Annotated in this window: 12 protein-coding genes; 5 read left to right on the forward strand and 7 right to left on the reverse strand. The window is 56.7% G+C overall.

What is annotated here, in order from left to right:
• Position 1: 1 nt before the first annotated feature.
• From Enr10x_RS24180 to Enr10x_RS24195, 4 genes are all read left to right on the forward strand, one after another.
• Positions 2 to 268: a sarcosine oxidase subunit delta gene (locus tag Enr10x_RS24180; protein ID WP_145451628.1), complete on the forward strand. Its 267-nt coding sequence runs from the start codon at positions 2 to 4 to the stop codon at positions 266 to 268.
• Positions 261 to 3,173 carry a glycine cleavage T C-terminal barrel domain-containing protein gene (locus Enr10x_RS24185; protein WP_145451629.1) on the forward strand — a complete coding sequence of 971 codons (2,913 nt, stop codon included), beginning with the start codon at positions 261 to 263 and terminating at the stop codon, positions 3,171 to 3,173. Before Enr10x_RS24180 ends, Enr10x_RS24185 begins: the two co-directional genes overlap by 8 nt.
• A gap of 12 nt (positions 3,174 to 3,185) precedes the next feature.
• Complete coding sequence (locus tag Enr10x_RS24190) at positions 3,186 to 3,860, forward strand: aminomethyltransferase family protein (protein WP_145451630.1); 675 nt, start codon at positions 3,186 to 3,188, stop codon at positions 3,858 to 3,860.
• Between the two features lie 151 nt (positions 3,861 to 4,011).
• Complete coding sequence (locus Enr10x_RS24195) at positions 4,012 to 4,983, forward strand: cation diffusion facilitator family transporter (protein WP_145451631.1); 972 nt, start codon at positions 4,012 to 4,014, stop codon at positions 4,981 to 4,983.
• Between the two features lie 135 nt (positions 4,984 to 5,118).
• Here the strand turns inward: Enr10x_RS24195 and Enr10x_RS24200 are convergent, their stop codons facing one another.
• From Enr10x_RS24200 to malQ, 5 genes are all read right to left on the reverse strand, one after another.
• A complete protein-coding gene (locus tag Enr10x_RS24200; RefSeq protein WP_145451632.1) occupies positions 5,119 to 5,583 on the reverse strand; it encodes a hypothetical protein in 465 nt (154 codons plus the stop codon).
• A gap of 37 nt (positions 5,584 to 5,620) precedes the next feature.
• Positions 5,621 to 9,142: an efflux RND transporter permease subunit gene (locus tag Enr10x_RS24205; RefSeq protein WP_145451633.1), complete on the reverse strand. Its 3,522-nt coding sequence runs from the start codon at positions 9,140 to 9,142 to the stop codon at positions 5,621 to 5,623.
• Positions 9,139 to 11,094 carry an efflux RND transporter periplasmic adaptor subunit gene (locus Enr10x_RS24210; protein ID WP_145451634.1) on the reverse strand — a complete coding sequence of 652 codons (1,956 nt, stop codon included), beginning with the start codon at positions 11,092 to 11,094 and terminating at the stop codon, positions 9,139 to 9,141. The genes Enr10x_RS24205 and Enr10x_RS24210 overlap by 4 nt, the downstream gene beginning before the upstream one ends.
• A gap of 988 nt (positions 11,095 to 12,082) precedes the next feature.
• Positions 12,083 to 13,162: a transaldolase gene (gene tal / locus Enr10x_RS24215; protein WP_145451635.1), complete on the reverse strand. Its 1,080-nt coding sequence runs from the start codon at positions 13,160 to 13,162 to the stop codon at positions 12,083 to 12,085.
• Positions 13,163 to 13,194: 32 nt separating this feature from the next.
• Complete coding sequence (malQ, locus tag Enr10x_RS24220; protein WP_145451636.1) at positions 13,195 to 14,742, reverse strand: 4-alpha-glucanotransferase; 1,548 nt, start codon at positions 14,740 to 14,742, stop codon at positions 13,195 to 13,197.
• A 258-nt stretch (positions 14,743 to 15,000) separates the two neighbouring features.
• Between malQ and Enr10x_RS24225 the strand changes: the two genes are divergently transcribed.
• Positions 15,001 to 17,082 (forward strand): FAD-dependent oxidoreductase, encoded by a 2,082-nt coding sequence (locus Enr10x_RS24225; protein WP_145451637.1) that lies wholly within the window; start codon positions 15,001 to 15,003, stop codon positions 17,080 to 17,082.
• Between the two features lie 8 nt (positions 17,083 to 17,090).
• Here Enr10x_RS24225 and Enr10x_RS24230 read toward each other — a convergent pair whose 3' ends face one another.
• A complete protein-coding gene (locus tag Enr10x_RS24230) occupies positions 17,091 to 17,816 on the reverse strand; it encodes a class I SAM-dependent methyltransferase (protein ID WP_145451638.1) in 726 nt (241 codons plus the stop codon).
• A 138-nt stretch (positions 17,817 to 17,954) separates the two neighbouring features.
• Positions 17,955 to 19,076: an ABC transporter permease gene (locus Enr10x_RS24235; RefSeq protein ID WP_145451639.1), complete on the reverse strand. Its 1,122-nt coding sequence runs from the start codon at positions 19,074 to 19,076 to the stop codon at positions 17,955 to 17,957.
• Between the last annotated feature and the right edge of the window lies 1 nt (position 19,077).

Genomic DNA, 19,077 nt, shown 5'->3' on the forward strand with positions numbered 1-19,077 from the left:
TGTGAAAATCATCGACTGTCCCGTAAATGGTCCGCGGCCCCTGCAGGAGTTTCACTTCGGGGGAGAGGTGCGTACGATGCCCGATCCGGCCAGGGCGGCGGATGCGGAATGGGCCGACTATGTGTTTCATCGCAGTGGTGAGCCGGCGGTGAAGCGGGAATGGTGGTACCACGTGCCCAGCGGGGTGTGGTTTATTGCCGAGCGGGACAACCGGACTGATCAGTTTGTGCGGACCTATTTGTATGGAGAAGGGCCCGCCAATGAGTAGACGTCTGCCGCCCCGGGAAGGGGAATGGATCGATCGCCAGACGCCGGTCGAATTCTGGTTTGAAGGGACGCGGTACCAGGGATTCGCGGGCGATGTGCTCTCGAGTGCATTGTGGGCCAATGGTGTGCAGCTGCTGGGGCGGAGTTTCAAATACCACCGTCCGCGGGGTGTTTACAGTCTGATGAATCACGACATCAACGTGATGGTGACCGACGGAACGACATTTAATCAGCGGGGAGATACGCTGGCGATTCGCCCCGGTGCGCGTTATACGGCGGTCAACACGGTGGGTGGTGTGAAGCGGGATCGCTTGAAGATCATGGATCGGTTGAGCCGGTTCTTTCCGATCGGATTTTATTACAAGGCATTTCATACGCCACGGTGGCTGTTCCCGTTTTATGAGAATCAGATGCGGAAAGCGGCTGGGCTGGGGAAAATCGATCCCCGGCACCGCAGTGCGCCCAGCCCGAAGGACTACGCGTTTTGTGATCTGCTGGTGGTCGGTGCCGGACCGGCGGGCCTGGCAGGTGCGATTGCTGCCGCCGAGCAGGGATTGAAAGTCATGCTGGTCGACGAACAGCCGCATGCCGGGGGAAGTTTCAACTGGCAATGGACCGGTGATGCCGCGGTCCTGCAGAAACGGGCGGAACTGCTCCAGCGGGTGGCGGAAATGGAGAACATTGAAGTACGCCTCCAGACACAGGTCGCGGGCTGTTATGGCGATTACTGGATTGCACTGGTCGACTCAGAACGGCTGACCAAAGTGCGTGCGAAATCGCTGCTGGTTGCGGCGGGCTGCTTCGAACAGCCGGCCGTCTTTCAGAACAATGATCTGCCGGGCGTGATGCTGGGTTCGGCGGCCCAGCGGTTGATCCAACTCTACGCAGTCCAGCCTTGTAAGCGGGCCGTTGTACTGGCGGGGAACAGCCATGGGTATCGTGTCGCCACAGATCTGCAGCAGGCGGGTGTCGAAGTGGCAGCGGTCGTTGACCTGAGAGCAGAGGAGGCGACGGGCAACGAAGGAGATGCAGTGAAGGCATTGGGGATTCCCATTCATTACCAGCATACGATCTATGAAGCGGAGCCGACCGCAGACAAATGTGGTGTGCAGGCTGCGGTGGTGGCACAGCTGGACCAGGAAAACCAACCTCAGACAGCGTCAACCGTGCGGATCGAATGTGACGGCATCATTGTGAGTGTGGGCTGGTCTCCGAATGCGAGTGCCTATTACCAGGCTGGGGGCCGATTCATCTATGCCGAGGATGTCGAGCAGTTGATCCCAAAAGCGGACGCTCCCGCGGGGCTGTATGCAGCGGGGCGTCTGAATGGCGTTTATGACTGGATTGAGCAGTTGGCTGACGGCACGCGGGCCGGTCTGGAAGCGGCAGCAGGACTGGGACATGCAGACGGTGCGCTGCCCGCGGCCCAGAAACACGCCGGTTCCCCTCCCAGTCATCCCTGGCCGATTGTGTCGCATCCCGGCAAGAAGAACTTTGTTGATCTCGACGAAGACCTGCATCTGGCGGATTTCAAAAACGCACACCAGGAAGGCTTCGACAATATTGAACTGATGAAACGCTACACGACCGTGGGCATGGGACCCAGCCAGGGAAAGCTGTCGAACATGAACGCGGTGCGGATTCTGGCAAAGCTGAATGAATCTTCGATCAACGAAACGGGAACGACGACGGCCCGGCCTTTTTATCAGCCGGTCCCCTTGAAACATCTGGCGGGCCGCCGGTTTCACCCTCAGCGACGGACGCCCCTGAACGACTGGCATGAACGGTCACAGGCAGTCATGATGCACTCCGGGGCGTGGCTGCGTCCCGAGTATTACCAGGTGGGCGGGAAGAACCGGGAAGCCTGTATTTTTGCTGAAGCGACCCAGGTGCGAATGCAGGTGGGGATGATCGACGTGAGTACGCTGGGGAAACTGGAGGTCTGTGGTCCTGATGCCGCGGAATTCCTGGAGCGGATTTATACGGGTCGCTTTCAGAAACAGGAACCGGGGCGGTTGCGTTACGGACTGGCGTGCGACGAATCGGGGGTGATCATCGAAGATGGCGTGATTGCGCGGCTGGAGGCGGAGCGGTTTTATGTCACCGCGACCAGCAGTGGCGTGGCGGCCTTCTATCGGGAGCTGCAGCGCTGGGCGCTGATCTGGAACCTGAATGTCACACTGGTGAATGCGACTGGACAGTATGCGGCGCTGAACATTGCGGGGCCGGAAAGCAGGTCAGTCCTGCAGAAGCTGACCGACGTGGATCTGTCGCCGGAAGCCTTTCCGTATCTGGGTCTCCGCGAGGGGACCGTGGTGGGAGTTCCGGCGCGATTGATGCGGGTCGGTTTTGTGGGTGAGTTGGGCTATGAAATTCACGTCCCCGCCAGCCAGGGGCTGCAGGTGTGGACAGCACTGATGCAGGCGGGGCAGGAATATGAAATTCAACCGTTTGGTGTGGAAGCCCAACGACTGTTGCGACTGGAAAAGGGGCACCTGATTGTCGGGCAGGACACGGATGCGCTCACGAATCCATTCGAGGCCAACGCGGGCTGGGCGATCGGTAAGCAAAAACCGTTTTTTGTGGGTGGTCGGAGTCTGGAGATTGCGGCCCGCAAACCGCTGACGCGCCAGCTGGTTGGCCTGGTCTTTTCCGATCATGGTAACACAGCATTACCCGAAGAGTGCCAGCTGATCATCCAGGACGGTGAGATCGTGGGGCGGATTACCAGCATGGCGAAACATTCGACGCTGGGCAAACCGCTGGCACTGGCGTTTGTGCGTCCCGACCTGGCCGCGCCGGAAACCCGGGTGTCGATTCGCATTGCTCCCGGTCAGTTGATTCACGCGCAAGTGTCGACGACTCCCTTTTACGATCCCGAAAACCAACGCCAGGATCTTGCATAACGGAACTATCTGATGACGGAAACGATCAATCGACAATCGCCGATTCAACAACTGCTGGCGGACCGACGGCCGGAATGGATGCCGCAGACGGAGCTGCCGCTCGTGTTGCGATTTCAGGATGAGGCAGCCGAGGAAAGTCAGATGCAGCGGCTGGGACTCTGCGATTTCAGTGGTCTGTCCAAGCTGGGACTGAAGGGCGTTGAAGCGGGAGACTGGCTGCGTGCACAGGGAGTCGATGTGCCGGATTCGACGTATGAGACGCGTCGTCTGTCGGATGGAGGCTGGATTGGCTGTCTCGGCAAGAACGAATTTCTGCTGGAGAGTAGCCTCTCGAATGAGGTGGTTCCCGAGTTGAACCGACGCCTTCGACCAGAGAGCAACCGTCTATTACGAGTCGAGCGGCAGGATGCGTCGTTTCTGCTGACAGGGAATCTGGCCCTCGGGGTACTGTCGCAGACCTGTGGTGTGAACTTCGCGGAGGCATCCCCCGGAAGACTGATTCTGACCCGGGTCGCCGGAGTGAGTTGCGTGGTGCTGCCTGATTTCCTGGGAGAGACACCCACGTATCGGCTCTGGTTCGACTGCAGCTATGCCGTCTATCTCTGGGAAACGCTGCTGGAAATCTGTGCGGAGTCGGGAGGCGATGCTATCGGGGCGGGTGTCATCATCGCGGCGACGCTGCCTTAACGGCGATCTGCAGAAATTCTCAACGAATGCGGCATCTGATCCTCAACTGAATCACAGATCTGTTATAGTGCAACGAGTCTCTATGAGACAGTCGGACGTAGGACTGATTCTGAAGGAAGCACTAGTGAAACGGAAACGATCTGAAGGATTCATGTCACAAACAACAGAACACGAACATACGGGTGAAAGTCACGCCGGTCATTCACACGGGCTGACGCACAGCGATTCTCTGCAGGGTGTGAGTACATCGCGGCTGATCTGGGCCATTGTCCTGAATCAGCTGTTGACGGTCGGGCAGGTGGTAGCGGGAATTTATTCCGGCAGCGTGGCGCTGCTTTCGGATGCGGCACATAACTTTAATGACGCGAATGCACTGCTGATTGCCTACATTGCCCGGCGGATTTCCCAGAAGGAAGCCAACGAACGTTTTACGTTCGGTTATCGACGGGCCGAAATGATTGGTGCGCTGATCAATCTGACGCTGCTGGCGATCGTCGGTCTGTACCTGATTTACGAGGGCATCACCCGTTTTTTTGAGCCGGAACATGTCATCGGATCGGTCATGGCGTATACCGCGATTCTGGCGCTGGTGGTCGACGTGGGTTCGGCACTGTTGTTGTGGTCCATGAGCAAGGGCTCACTGAATGTGCGGGCTGCCTTTTTTCACAACATTGTCGATGCCCTGGGCAGCATTGCGGTGTTGATCGGAGCGGGTGCCATTCTGTGGTTTGGCTGGGTGTGGGTCGATCCGCTGATTACGCTACTGATATCCGGTTATATTCTGTGGGAGGTCTATAAAATGCTGCCCCAGGCGATGCGGATGCTGATGGAAGGGACGCCGGCGGATATTGATGTTTCCGCGTTGATTGAGCGAATTGAAGCGACCGGAGATGTCATTGAAATACACCATCTGCACCTGTGGGAGCTGGATGAAGAACACCGGGCATTGGAGGCACACGTGGTGATCCGGAAAGAAGATGCCGGGAAGATGGAAGTCATCAAGCACCAGATCAAGGAACTGCTGCTTGCTGAATTTGAGATCCAGCACACGACTCTGGAATTTGAATTGGATGGCGATCAGGAAAATCATTGCCACGACACGCGGGTGATCGCCGAACATTGATCCGCGTTTTTCGTCTCCGAGCCCGATCCAGAAAAAGCCCGAGTGATTCCGATTTGATGAGGAATCGCCCGGGTTTTCTGTATCCATCCTGAACGGTCGGAGAACAGAATCCTTCAAATTAAAGAATGGTCACTGTTACTTTCGTAAGTTCGCCGAATACAGTGAATCCACTTTACTGAGATAAGTCTCAGGGTCAGCGGCGATCTTTTTGGTACAGGGAGGGCAGCAGACATAGACAATCCGGCCATCGACGATGGTCCATTTCGGTTTTTGCGGCAGCTGCTTTTTCATGACCGGGCACTTGCCCTGTGCTTTCGCGTAATTGGCATGAATGGTTGCCCAGTGCTGCGGACTCACTTTGCTTTTCAAGCAGCCTTTGCAGCAGAGATAAACCGACTCTTTGCCGACCTTGACTTTGATCGGTTTGCCATGAGCACCGAGTTTCTGCCCTGTGACGGGACAGATCTGCTGCGCGGCGATGCGTAACTGATCGCGCTGGCTCTCTTCTGCCTGCGGTTGCTGTGCTTCCACTATCTGTTGGGCACCAAATCCGGTAATAGCAACCAGCGAGAATGCCAGCAGCATTTTGAACGATTTCATAATTTTCTCCTTCTTAAAAAAGTCGTTTTGATCCCGCTCAGGACGCGGGACCGCTTAAGACTGGATCGAATGATTTATTCTGTGATCCAGCTTGAGGTAGTTCCTGATTCAGAGCCTGACTAGACAGCCCCGCCTGCATTCTGAATTCCAGATAAGCACAATAGATGGCGGGGACAATGAAGGTGGTAAACGGTTCGACCAGCATGCCGCCCAGAACGGGCAGGGCCATCGCCCGGGCCACATCGGCTCCGCGTCCGTGGGATAACAGGACCGGCAACAGGGCGAAGATCGTGGTCAGGGTTGTCATTACACAGGGGCGAATCCGTTTCAGCCCGGCGATGTAGATCGCCTCACGTAACTCGGTGATATTATTGACCGGCTGGCGCTTCAGCGTCTGCTGGATGTAAGTGGCCATCACCACGCCATCATCGACGGCGATCCCGAACAGCGCGATAAACCCGACCCAGACTGCGGTGTTCATATCCACGCCCATCCAGGCAACCGCGATCATCCCTCCCGCAAAAGCGACCGGAATCCCGGAGAAGACAATCGCTGAAATGGCGAAGTCCTGAAAGCTGAGATAGATAATCAGCAGATTGACCAGCAGCACAGCGGGAATGATCCACATCAGCCGCCGGTTGGCTTCGATCTGATTCTGAAACGAGCCCACTGCCTGCAGTTCGAAGTTGCCCTGGGGAAAGGTCAGCGCCCCGGTTTCCCGGGCGGTCCGCAGGTCGGTCATCACCTGTTCCACGGTTTCCAGATCGCCGGAGATGCCTGACGGTGAGAACGCGACATGGGCCACGAGGCGGGCATCTTCACTATTGATCGCCCCCGGTCCCCAGGTGGTCGTCACCTCTGCCAGTCGCTCCAGGGGTACAATATCACCGCCGTGCGTGACGACGGAGACTTGTCGCAGGTCTTTCAGATCCTTACGGACGCTGCGTTCAAAGCGCACCTGAATCGGGTAGCGTTCGCGTCCTTCCACGGTTGTCGTCACGTCGAGCCCGCCGAGTCCGGCAGAGACGATCTGATTGACCATCATCGTAGTCATGCCGTAACGGGCGGCCTCTTCCCGATCGACCTCGAACTCATAGTAGGGCTTGCCCATGACGATATCGGGATTCACGGTCCCCGCATTCACATAGCGGTTCTGCTTGAGTCGTTCTGCAACCGCCAGCGAGGCTTGGGACAGGCCTTCCAGATCGTCGCCATAAACGCGGATCGCCATCGAGGCCTTGATGCCGCTCTGCAACATGACCACGCGTCCTTCGATCGGCTGAAGAGGCGAAGCGGGAGTGACTCCCGGCAGCGTGGCTACGCTATTGATTTCATCCCAGATCTTGCGGGCCGTCATCCCTTCCCGCCAGGTATCGCGGGGTTTGAGCATGACATAGGTTTCGACCATTGCCGCAGGGGCAGGGTCGAGAGCGGATTCCACGCGACCAATTTTTCCCAGTACATGCTCCACTTCCGGAATCCCCTTGATCAGGGTGTCCTGGGCCTGCAGAATTTCCATCGCCTGGGAAAAGCTGGCAGCCGGGTAGAGACTGGGCATGTAGAACCAACTGCCTTCATCCAAGGCAATCCAGTCGTCGGATTTCAACCCGGTGAAGACGTGTTTGGCGTCGACATAGCCGGGAACCTGGTTCAGATCCGCCCCGAGTAGTGAGACCACTTTTTCCACGGGTCTCAAAACTGTGGGTAAACCAATCCAGGCACCTGCGCCCAGCACCATGATGACGGCGGGGAGGGAGAGCATCAGCAGTTTGTGCTGTAAGGCCAGTTTCAAACGTCCGGCATAGAGGAAACGAACGAAACGGCTGGCGGGGTTCTCTTCCATGGACCGGATCTTCTCGCCGGTCACCCACCAGCCCAGCAGAAAACCGGCAACCGCAGCAAAGAGTGTAGCTGCATAGAGGGTCAACGTTGATCCGTCAGCGATGTAATCTCCCCAGACAAACCGGCAGAGGGCGGCGGTCAGGCAGGCGACTCCCATTCCGCTGGCAAATTGCCCCCAGCGGGGAATGCGTGCACTCCGCAGGAAAATGCGACAGAGCAGAGGCAGAATGACGACAGCCACAATCAGACTGGAGATCAGGGCAAACGATTTGGTCCAGGCGAGTGGTGTGAACAGCCTGTGGTCACGGCCCGTCAGGAAGAAGACCGGCAGAAAGCTGATGATCGTAGTACTGACGGCGGTGATGACAGCTGGTATCACTTCAGCGGCTGAATCGCGAATGACAGTCAGACGCTGTTGTGGGCCGCCCGGGGAACCGTTGGCTTCCCATTCCGCCAGACTGCCGTAAATGTTCTCCAGAATGATGATGCCCATGTCAACCATGGTGCCTATCGCGATGGCGATGCCAGCCAGGGACATGATGTTGGCATCGACGCCCAACGTTTTCATGGCAATGAACGACATCAGGACGGCCATGGGGAGCGTGATGGCGATAATGATGCTGGCGCGGACATGCAGGAGGAACAACACCATCACCGCGATCGTAATGATGGTTTCCTGCAGCAGGGCTTCGGTGAGGGTGGAGACGGTCTCGTCGATGAGCAGACTCCGGTCATAGATGCCCTGGATTTTGATGCCGCCCAGTTCGGACTCCAGCGAAGCGATTTTCGCCTGAACCCGTTCGATCACTTTGCGGGGATTCTCGCCGTAACGCATCACGACGACACCCCCGACCGCTTCCTTTCCATTCAGATCGAGGGCACCGCGTCGGAAGGCGGGGCCGGTCTGGACCTGGGCTACATCGCTGATGCGGACCGGCACCCCTTTGCTGGTCGTAATGACGGTGTTCCTGATCTGCTCGATGGTTTCCTGTTCGGTTTTGTCCGCGCCAATAAAACCTTTACCACGGACAATGAATTCCATGCCGCTGGTCTCGACCGTCTTGGCACCGACATCGATATTCGATGCCTTCACGGAATCGATCACCTGACTGAGCGGAATGTTGTGATAACGCAGTTCGTCGGGATCGACCTCGACCTGATACTGCTTGACGTAGCCGCCAATTGAAGCGACTTCGGCGACACCATCTACAGACTGCAGTGCATATTTGATGAAAAAGTCCTGCCGGGAGCGCAGTTCCGCCAGATCCATGCCGGCCGGTGGTTCGAGCACGTAGTAATAGATCTGCCCCAGTGCAGTGGCATCGGGGGCCAGCGTGGGGACGACACCTTCGGGAAGCGAGCCTGTGACAGTGGTTAACTGTTCGACCACGCGGGAACGGGCCCAGTAGAAGTCGACGTCGTCATCGAAGGTCACCTGCACGAAGCTGAAGCCAAACATGCTTTTGCCGCGAACGTTCCGGGAACCCGGTACAGCCTGTAGCGCGATCGAAAGCGGATAGGTGATCTGGTCTTCCACATCCTTGGGGGAGCGGCCTGACCATTCTGCGAGGACAATCACCTGGTTCTCGCCGACATTGGGAATCGCGTCGATGGGAACTTTTTGCGCTGAATACCAGCCCCAGCCGATCAGTGAGATGGATAGCAGGATCATCAGCAGCCGCTGGCGGATACAGAAATCGAGAATGGAGCGAATCATTGGCGGGCCTCCTGCTGCTTTCCTTTGGCCGTCCGGGGCAAGTCAATTGCTGGTGGATTCTGCGGAAGCGGTTCGGGGTCAATTTCGATGGGCATCTCCAGCGGTGGCAGGCTGTCGTCCGGCAGCATGATCTGGGGAACGTCAAGGGGAGGCAGATCCATATCCCCCCCGGAGCCCTCCGTACGCCCGGTGGCCTCGGCGGTCCTGATGATATTCAGATATTTCTGAGGATGTTCCAGCAAACTTTCGCGACAGCCTTCGCAACAGATGAAGACGGTTTCGCCATTCACATCCACTTTGGCGGGCGCCCCCATCGATCCCAGGGACATCTTGGTGACGGGACAGATGCGCTGATGTTCCGCCTGACTGCGATCTGCGGGTGAAAGACTGGACAGGGCGGCGAGGATTGTGTCTGACTGTTCCTGATCGGACAGAGGTTGAGCCCGGTTCGGATCGATGAGTGAAGGATTCCCGGCCAGTTGCATCTGTGAATCGATGAGGAAGTTGCCCCGGGTCGCAACCTGTTCTCCCTGTGCCACTCCTTTGAGAATCACAATCTGATCGCCGCAGGTTGGCCCCAGAACCACATTGCGGATTTCAAAACGCCCCGGTTCGGTTTCGACGTAGAGCACGCTGTGCTGCCCGGCCATCAGGACCGCGTCCCGGGGAACGGTGAGGGCATCGGTCTCTGCCTGTGCTTGCGAAACGTAGCCGTACCTGGAGGTTGGAACCAGTGGCTGACCTGAAAGGGGGCACGTTCCGGAGTTGTGGGAGATGACGTGGGGATGGCGGGGACAGATCCAGCAGTCCGCCAGTTCGGGATCATACATGCCTCCCGAGTTCCCCTTGTTTCCCGCGGGAATAGCGATGGTCGCGCGGGCATAATCGCCTACGCGGAGTATTCCCTCTGGATTCGGCATCACGATCCGCACGCTGACAGTTCGCGTCTCTGAATCCACCTGCGGATCGATAAACGCCACACGGCCAGTGAATGTCTGATCGGGCAAAGACTGCACGGTGGCTTCGACTTTCTGTCCGTAGCGGATGCGGGATGCGTCTTCCGGAAACAGTTCCAACATGAGCCAGAGCTGGGAAAGATCGGCCAGCTGATAGATGACCTGTCCCTCTTTGACATACTGGCCTTCGATGGCCTGTTTCTCAATCACGGTTCCACTGATGGGGGCATAGAGAAACATGCGGCTGTTGGCTTTGCCGGTCGACTCAATTTCTCCGATCTGTGGTTCGGTCATGCCGTATTCGAGCAATCGCTGTCTGGCACTGCTGTATAACTTGCGATTGGCTTCCCGGACTGCGGCCAGCGTGGTCGATTTGCTGCCGCTGACCGTTTTGCGGGCGGTGAGCAATTCAACCTGGGCAGAGTAGAGCAGTGGCGAATAGACATAGGCGAGCCGGTCTCCCTGCTGCACCTCGACGCCGGTAAAGTCGGCATAGAGATGTTCGATCCGCCCGTCGATGTAAGCCGACAATGTTTTGAGGTTTCCTTCATCGTAATGTAATTCACCGACGGCGCGGATGGTCTGTGTCAGGGGACGGGAGGTGACCGCTGCGGTTTGGATGTTGGCAATCCGCCGGGCAGCCGGGTCGATGCGGACGGAGCGTGAATCAGATTTCGATGAATCTGAGGTAGCCGGGACGAGCTCCATGGCGCAGACCGGACAGCGACCGGGTTCGGTCTGTGGCGGTGTGCACATCATCGGACAGATATATTTCACGGCTTTCCCGAGGGCGGATCCATGACTGTGGCCACCGCCGCCTGCGGAAATCAGCCCCATACGCTGGGCCACTCCGAGCCCCGCGATCAGGATCGCTCCGGCCAGCAGGAACAGGGCCGGCTGGACCAGCAGGCGGATCCACCAGCGGCGACGTTCCTGTTTTTTCTGAAAGGCGTTCTGGTGCACCACGACAGCCTCTTTGCTGTTTAAATCTTTCATCACAACCTCAACGGCATCATGTGTGCCAGCATGTCTGGCGGAAATAATTCAGTCTGCCTGTCGACCCGCGCAGGCTCTGGTTCATTCAGAACGGATGAGCACAACCTGGAATCGAGACAACAGGAAATACTTTTCAAGAATGGCGCACGAAGTTCAGAGAACCGGGATAAGTCAACCGGAAGTGCGCAATGTCCCTGTCAGCACAGGTTTATAGCGTGAAGCGGCACAGAGCGGCACAACGCGCGGAAGCAGGTTGTGTGATAGAAACACAGCCTGGATGTTCAGCAGGTTGCGGCTGTGTAATCAGGTTCGAAGCAGGAATCGACTGACTGACTGCTGTCAGCTGTTCCGCGGGCTTTTTCTGAACTGGAGCCGGTGTGAGCGGGATGCCTGGTCCATTAGATTCATCACAGTGGCAGTCCGATCCACAATGACAAGCGGAAGTTTCCCTAACCTGACTTTCGTCGCAGCAGGCTGAGAAGGAATCGCTGTCTGAAGTGGTTTCTGCACATTGACATAGACTTGCGCCAGAACAACAACAGACGGTACTGTTGTCTTCACTGGAACAGCAGTCGGAGCCTGCGAGGTTATGATCGGAACAACAGTGACACGCAGCAGCAGGCAGCCCCTGCAGCGGAACTGTCAGGGCAGCCAGACAGATCAAGATACGTGTATAAAGCGAACCGGTCGTCCACATGAATTTGCATTCCTTTGCTGATCGCTGCTTCGTTACAGCGATGATCACTATCCTTAATGATCGTCAGCAGTCGAGTTCAACTGCAGGTGAAGTCCAATGAAATCTTCAATCCCTGTCAGTTCGAGTTTTTAGCTGATCAATTTCAAAACCGGGGCAAGCTGCGAAAGTATCTAAATTAACGCCACTGCCGTCAAGAGAGATTCAAATCCAGTTAACGTAGAAAGAGCGCAGCGAACCTGATCCACTGCGCTCCGTGTTGTCTCATAACGGTTTAGGTGCAACAGACGATTTTCAGCTTGTCAGCGAGGCACTCTTGGCGGCCAGCTGTTCGAGCAGTTCATTCCAGGAATCGACGAATGACTGCGCGCCGTCTTCCTGGAGTTTCGCAGCCACAGCACCGCTGTCGACACCGGCACTGGCAAACTCGCTTAACGTGGCCGTGCTGTCACCGCCGTCATCTGCGAGCAGATCACCCGTTTCCCCGTGATCGGCAAATGCGTGCAGCGTTTCTTCGGGCATCGTATTGACCGTAAAGGGGGAAGCGAGTGACTTGATGTAGAGAATGTCGGAGGCGTTGGGGTCTTTGGCTCCCGTGCTGGCCCAGAGCAGACGCTGCATCTGAGCGCCATTGTTGAAGACCCGCTGCCAGCGAGGAGAGTTCATCAGCTCTTTGTAGGCTTTGTAGCACTGCTGACCAATGGCGATTCCCAGGCGGTTATGCAGGGCTTCGGGTACCTGATCGACTACGGCGCGGTCCCAGCGGCTGATAAACAGCGAAGCAACCGAACCGACGACCGGATTCAGGCCAGCCTCAATGCGGCGTTCGATTCCGCGGAGATAGGCTTCGGCAGCGGCGACATAGTGTTCCGGGGAGAACAACAGCGTCACATTCACGGGGATCCCGGCAAAGATTGACTCTTCGATGGCGGGCAGACCTTCTGTGGTTCCCGGAATCTTGATCAGGACATTGGGCCGGGCAGCGCGATCATGCAGGTCTTTCGCAGAGGCGATGGTGCCGGCGGTGTCGTACGCGAGCGTGGGAGAGACTTCGAGTGAGACCCAGCCGTCCACGCCTGCGGTTCGATCCCAGACCGGTTTGAACAGATCGGCGGCCTGCTGGATGTCCTGCAGGGCCAGTTCGAAAAAGAGCTGTTCGCCTTCCAGTCCCTGATTCCGCTGTTCGAGGATGTGGTCGTCATACAGTTTGCTGCTTTTGATGGCTTTATTAAAGATCGTCGGGTTGGAGGTGAGCCCGGTCACCGACAGATCATCGATGTACTGCTGAAGCGTTCCCTCGCTGAGCATGTCCCGTGTGATATTATCAAGCCAGAGACTTTGCCCCAGATCGTGGAGTTGTTGAGTGGCTGGCATTGGATGACCTCCTTCGATGGTTAAGATTCATTCTATTTAATTTCTGGCAGTCGATTTACTATTGTCGTTAATTTCCGCAACGATTGAAAGGCTGGCCCGGATAACATGTCGGGAGTGCAGCGCCAACGCCAGTTCCCCTCACACTGACCGGGGGTATTCATGCGGGCGTCCTCCCCCAGGTTGAGCAGATCCTGCAGGGGGGTGATCGCCAGGGCTGCGATGGAAGACCAGGCCTGCTGCAGCAACAGCGGGGCCATTTCCTCTTCCGGCACATCGGGACGGTACAGCATCCGGCAGACAATTTGACGCTCCTGGTCTGTCAAACTGGCGTACCAGCCGCGAGTGGTGTTATTGTCGTGCGTGCCGGTATAGACGACCGTGTGGGTCTGATAATTGTGTGGCAGATAAGGATTACGAGGATCGCCGTCAAAGGCGAACTGCAGCACGCGGGTGCCCGGCAGCTGAAACTGGTCGCGGAGTTCATTCACGTCAGCGGTGATGATTCCCAGGTCTTCGGCGATGAAAGGGAGGTCGTCCAGTTCCTGTTGGACTGTGGTAAAAAAATCACTGGCCGGACCGGTAACCCACTCTCCCTTGAGTGCATTGGGTGCGCCGGCGGGAATGTGCCAGGCCGCAGCGAAACCTCGAAAATGATCGAGGCGGATCAGATCGACGTGCTGCAGGAGTGCCCGGATGCGACTGATGTTCCACTGATAGCCGGTCTGCTGCAGTGCCTCCCAGTCATAAACTGGGTTTCCCCAGAGCTGTCCTTCGGCACTGAAGTAGTCGGGAGGTACGCCGGCAACGTATTCTGGCCTCAACTGTTCATCGAGCAGGAACAGTTCCGGGTTGGCCCAGACGTCACAGGAATCGGGAGAGACGAAAAAGGGAAGATCGCCGATGAGTCGGATACCCCGGCTGTGTGCATACTGCTTCAGTTGTTCTGCCTGGCGGAAGACGAGGAACTGGGCCAGCCGAATCTGTTCGATTGCGCCAGCCAGTTGCTGCCGCGTTTCGGAAAGGGCCGCGACATCCCGGCGGACAAGTTCTTTGGGCCAGGTGAGATAACTGGCTCCCTGGTAGCGGTCCTGCAGTGCCTGGAAGAGGGCATATTCTTCCAGCCAGTGCTGTTCCTGTTCACAGAACTGATTGAAGGACTGCTGCAAATCGCTATTGGCACGCGTGGCGAAGCTGTTATGAACAGTTTGCAGGAGTTGCTGTTTGAACGATCTGACGGCGGGAAAGTCGACGAGGTCGTCTGCAAAATCCTGATGCGTGAGTTCGTCGCTGTGCAGAAGCCCGTCAGCGACGAGATCGTCGGGACTGATCAGCAACCAGTTGCCGGCAAAGGAGGAGACCGGCTGATAGGGAGAGTCGCCATAGCCGGTCGGGCCAAGGGGCAGCATCTGCCACCAGGACTGCCCCGCCTCTGCGAGGAGATCGATCCAGCTGCGGGCGGTGTTTCCCAGATCGCCGATGCCATAGGGACCGGGGAGCGAAGTCACATGCATCAACAGGCCCGCACTACGCGACTGCAGTAAGCTGGATGTGCTGCCTGTTGTTTCGCGATGATCTGTCATCTTTCAATCGATTCCCTTCTCAGGTCCGGCAAGAATTCTTCCAGTATTCTATCCATAGGCCGGGAGTAAGTCACTGATTTTCGTTTCTGGACATTTTCGGTCGTCTAACATCAGCGTACACCGATATCAAAACTCAGTCGACTGGGAAAAGGGGGCGGGAGGCTTTATAGTGAGTGGATCGAACGGGATTCGCGTCTGCATGACCGCGGTCCGCTCTGACACTCGCCCCTAGATACGCTGATACCACAGGATTGATCCATGTTGAAACCGGACCGTCTGATTCCCCTGTTCCTGACCAGCCTGCTGCTCCTGTTCCCGAATCTGTTGCAGGCAGAGCAGGCTGATGCACGGCAGCCGTCCCGGGCGGATGTTATCGTTTACGGAGCAACGCCGGGGGGATTCTGTGCGGCGATTGCGGCGGCACGTGAAGGGGCTGAGGTGATTCTGCTGGAGCCGACCGATCATATCGGGGGCTTGAACACCGGCGGCCTGAGCTTCAGCGATTCCAACCAGACGGTCCGCAGTACGGTTATGGGGCTGTTCGATGAATGGCATACGCGGATCGAAAAAGACTATGCCGACCGGGGGATCACGCTGCCATACAAGGTCAGTGTGAAAGACCAGTCGAAATGGACCTACGAGCCACACGTGGCGATGCGGGTGACGCGACAGATGCTGGATGAAGCGGGCGTCAAAGTACTGCCGGAACAGCGTCTGCAGTCCGTTAAAAAAGAAGTGACTCAAATCAAAGAACTGGTCACCAGCCGGGGACGCTTCGCAGCGCAGGTTTTTGTTGACGGCACGTATGAAGGGGATCTGCTGGCAGCGGCTGGCGTCAGCTGGACCATCGGACGCGAAGGGAAAGCGGAATATGGTGAGTCCCTGGCGGGCAAACGCTACCCGAAAGGGAGGATGAAAATCAACGGTTTCGATGACCAGGGACAGCCGTTGCCTTTGATCACCACGACCGATGCGGGGCCCGAAGATGAGGGGGATTCCCGTGTCATGGTTTACAGTTTCCGGCTCTGCCTGACGGATGATCCTGACAACCGGGTGCCTTTCCCCAGGCCGAAGCATTATGATCCCGCCCGGTTCGAGGTGGTGCGACGGTATGTGAAATCGGGGGGCCGCGTGGGTTGGGATATGTATCCGCTGCCCGGCGGAAAACTGGACGGCAACAATTCAATTGGGGGCCAGTTCTCACTCGGACTGGTAGGTGCGTGTAACGGCTGGAGTGAAGCGGACGCAGCAGGACGGGCCGCGATCTGGGAAGAGCATAAGCAGTACACACTGGAGTTTTATCATTTTCTGACAACGGATCCAGTCGTCCCGGAAAAGATTCGCCAGCAGTATGCCCGGCTGGGACTGTGCAAAGATGAGTTCGCCGAATACGGACATTTCTCTCCCGCCCTGTATGTGCGCGAAGGACGACGGATGCGGGGCATGTTTGTATTGAGTCAGAAAGACATTCTGGATCAACCGCAAAAAGAGGATCCGATTGTGATCTCTTCCTTCCCGATCGATTCGCATGATTGTCAGCGAGTGGCCCTGAAAGGGGGCGGCGTGATCAATGAAGGAACGATTTTTCCCGTCAGACGCGCGTATCCGAAGCAGGGCTATGCGTATCACGTCCCCTATCGTTCGATCCTGCCAAAACCGGATGAGTGCACGAACCTGCTGGTGCCGGTGGCCCTCTCCTGTACTCACGTGGGCATCTCTTCGATTCGCGTGGAGCCCACGTGGATGATCCTGGGACAGAGTGCCGGTATCGCGGCGGCCATGACTGCCAGTCAGAATACGACCGTGCAGAAACTTCCCTACCCGGAGCTGCGGGAGAGACTGCTGAAGCGAGGACAGGTACTGGAGTTGCCCGAAGTTCCCCCGGAGCCGAAGACCGTGAGCGGCATTGATCCGAAGACTCTGCCGGGGGTGGTGCTGGATGATGGTGCCGCGGAACTCAAGGGAAGCTGGAGTCGTTCCACGAATTTCAAACCTTATATCGGCAAGGGCTATGTGCACGACGGTAAGCAGGGGAACGGAACCGCATCGGCGACCTTCCGCTTCAAAGTGCCGCGTGCGGGACGCTACCAGCTGCTGATGGCATACTCGGCACATCCGACCCGCGCCAAACAGGTTCCGGTGACCGTTTCCAGCGGCACGGAACGTGCGACTCTTACCGTCGATCAGACCAGGCCGCTGCCGGCGGGGAAACGGTTTCGCGAGATCGGAACGGTCCGTTTACAGGGCGATACCGAAACCACGATTACCGTCAGCAATGATCAGACTGACGGCTTCGTGATTCTGGATGCGATCCAGCTGCTGCCGATCGCTGAGAAGTAAGACCAGTTTTACTTGCGTTTGAAACGCAGGAAGTAGTTTTCCTCGAAAGCGGGAATTTTGACCTCTTCCACGAAGTCGAAACCGGCGTCTTCGACTTCTTTGCGGAAGGTCTCTTTGCCTGCGCGAACATGTCCCAGCGTCCATTCGCGAGACTTGCCGGGGATGCGTTCGAAGTCGATCAGAATCAGCTGCCCGCCCGGGACGAGCGCCTCGTGCAGGGAAGCCATGGACTGGGCCGGGTATTCGAAATGGTGATAGACATCACAGATGAAAGCGGCATCGATAGAACCGGGGGGCAGACGGACGTCATCCTGACCGCAGAGGACGGGGGTGACATTCTGCAGCTCCAGGATATCCGAAATTTTCCCGACCCGCTCGACGAACTTGGGAACGATATCCAGGGCGAAGACCCAGCCCTTTTTTCCGACGGCCTGGGAAAACGGTTCCACAAACAGACCCGTCCCGGTGCCGACGTCGGCAATGCGATCGCCGGGCTTGAGTTTCAACTGTTTTACAATCTGATCGCGGGCACGGAAGACTTCCCGGCTTTCGACTTCGAAACGCTTGACCCATTTATCGACATCCAGATCGGGATCGAGGAATGACTTGTTGATCCCCGGCTTCACACTCTGGGGTGGTGCGGTGGCAGTTGGTGCGGTGGCAGTCTCCTGGGCCATGACAGGAGATAAATGCAGGCAGACGGTGGCGAGCAGAGCAAAACATAAACTACGCATAGCAGGTTCCTGAATAAAGGGGACGCGAAACAGTTCATTCGAATCGGCCAGTGGATTTATTTTACATGTAAGGTACCTGTGAGGGAACCGTCAAAAGAGATGCCAGGGGGAGTGGCTGACGATGATTGAGCAACGGTATCAGGCCATCGATTCAATCGTCTTACGGAACCGTGACAGAGCAACCAGAAAAAAAACAGCCCCAATCAATGCCAGGGCGAGGAACTGCGGCCAGACGATCGCTAATCCTGCCCCTCGATATAAAATTGCCTGGGCCAGCATGACATAGTGCGTATTGGGGGCCATCAGCATCAGATTCTGAATGATCTCCGGCATACTTTCCCGGGGAGTGACTCCTCCAGAAAGCATCTGCAGCGGCAAGAGGATCAGGATCACCAGCAGGCCGAACTGGGGCATGGAGCGGGCATAGGTTCCCATGAAAATTCCCATTGACGTTGTCGCGAACAGCTGCATGATCGTCCCAGCCAGAAACAACAGGATTGACCCCTGGATGGGAACATTCATGATTCCCTGCACCACAAAGATCAGGGAAAGCGCAGTTGCCACCAGGACCACCAGCCCCATGGACCATAATTTGCTGACCATGATTTCAAAAGGAGTCACCGGCATTACCAGTAAATGTTCGATGGTTCCCCGTTCCCGCTCACGAATCAGTGCAGCACCGGTCAAAATGATGGAAAGCATCGTCACCTGATCAATGAGTTTCATAATCGAACCAAACCACGACTTATTGAGTTCCGGGTTGAATCGTACCCGTACAGCGAGTTCTACGGACGACGTGGCAACGGATCGATAATGCTTCACATACTCCTGGACTTCCTGATTGATCATTGTCTGGATATAACCGCTGCCATTAAATGCCTGGTTCATGCGGGTTGCATCCACATTCAACTGAATTTGCGGTGCATCTCCCGCAAGTACATCCCGCTGGAAATCAGGAGGGATATTCAGCGCGAACGTATCCAGCCCCGCGTCCATTCGCGCATCCATTTCTGACTGATTTACCGCGGTAGGGGGCAGAAAACAGGGTTGCTGAAATGCTCCTGAGATTCTGACTGATAACGGCGACTGATCCTCATCAATGATCGCAATGGGTGCTTTATTCAGAGTCTCTGACACAGACCTGGCCCCTAAAATGACAAATCCTGTAAAAGCAATTCCAATCAACACTAACATCAGCGGGTCACGTAGCAGACTCCATAGTTCCTTCACCCCCAATTGAATGATATGCTCTGCGCGCATC

The organism is Gimesia panareensis (assembly GCF_007748155.1).
In the GTDB taxonomy this organism is placed as follows: Bacteria; Planctomycetota; Planctomycetia; order Planctomycetales; family Planctomycetaceae; genus Gimesia; species Gimesia panareensis.

Bases quoted from the DNA above. Each gene is read 5' to 3' on its own strand.
- Enr10x_RS24185 (WP_145451629.1), top strand. From the start codon at position 261: ATGAGTAGACGTCTGCCGCCCCGGGAAGGGGAATGGATCGATCGCCAG.
- Enr10x_RS24190 (WP_145451630.1), top strand. From the start codon at position 3,186: ATGACGGAAACGATCAATCGACAATCGCCGATTCAACAACTGCTGGCG.
- Enr10x_RS24195 (WP_145451631.1), top strand. From the start codon at position 4,012: ATGTCACAAACAACAGAACACGAACATACGGGTGAAAGTCACGCCGGT.
- Enr10x_RS24200 (WP_145451632.1), bottom strand. From the start codon at position 5,583: ATGAAATCGTTCAAAATGCTGCTGGCATTCTCGCTGGTTGCTATTACC.
- Enr10x_RS24205 (WP_145451633.1), bottom strand. From the start codon at position 9,142: ATGATTCGCTCCATTCTCGATTTCTGTATCCGCCAGCGGCTGCTGATG.
- Enr10x_RS24210 (WP_145451634.1), bottom strand. From the start codon at position 11,094: ATGAAAGATTTAAACAGCAAAGAGGCTGTCGTGGTGCACCAGAACGCC.
- tal (WP_145451635.1), bottom strand. From the start codon at position 13,162: ATGCCAGCCACTCAACAACTCCACGATCTGGGGCAAAGTCTCTGGCTT.
- malQ (WP_145451636.1), bottom strand. From the start codon at position 14,742: ATGACAGATCATCGCGAAACAACAGGCAGCACATCCAGCTTACTGCAG.
- Enr10x_RS24225 (WP_145451637.1), top strand. From the start codon at position 15,001: ATGTTGAAACCGGACCGTCTGATTCCCCTGTTCCTGACCAGCCTGCTG.
- Enr10x_RS24230 (WP_145451638.1), bottom strand. From the start codon at position 17,816: ATGCGTAGTTTATGTTTTGCTCTGCTCGCCACCGTCTGCCTGCATTTA.
- Enr10x_RS24235 (WP_145451639.1), bottom strand. From the start codon at position 19,076: ATGCGCGCAGAGCATATCATTCAATTGGGGGTGAAGGAACTATGGAGT.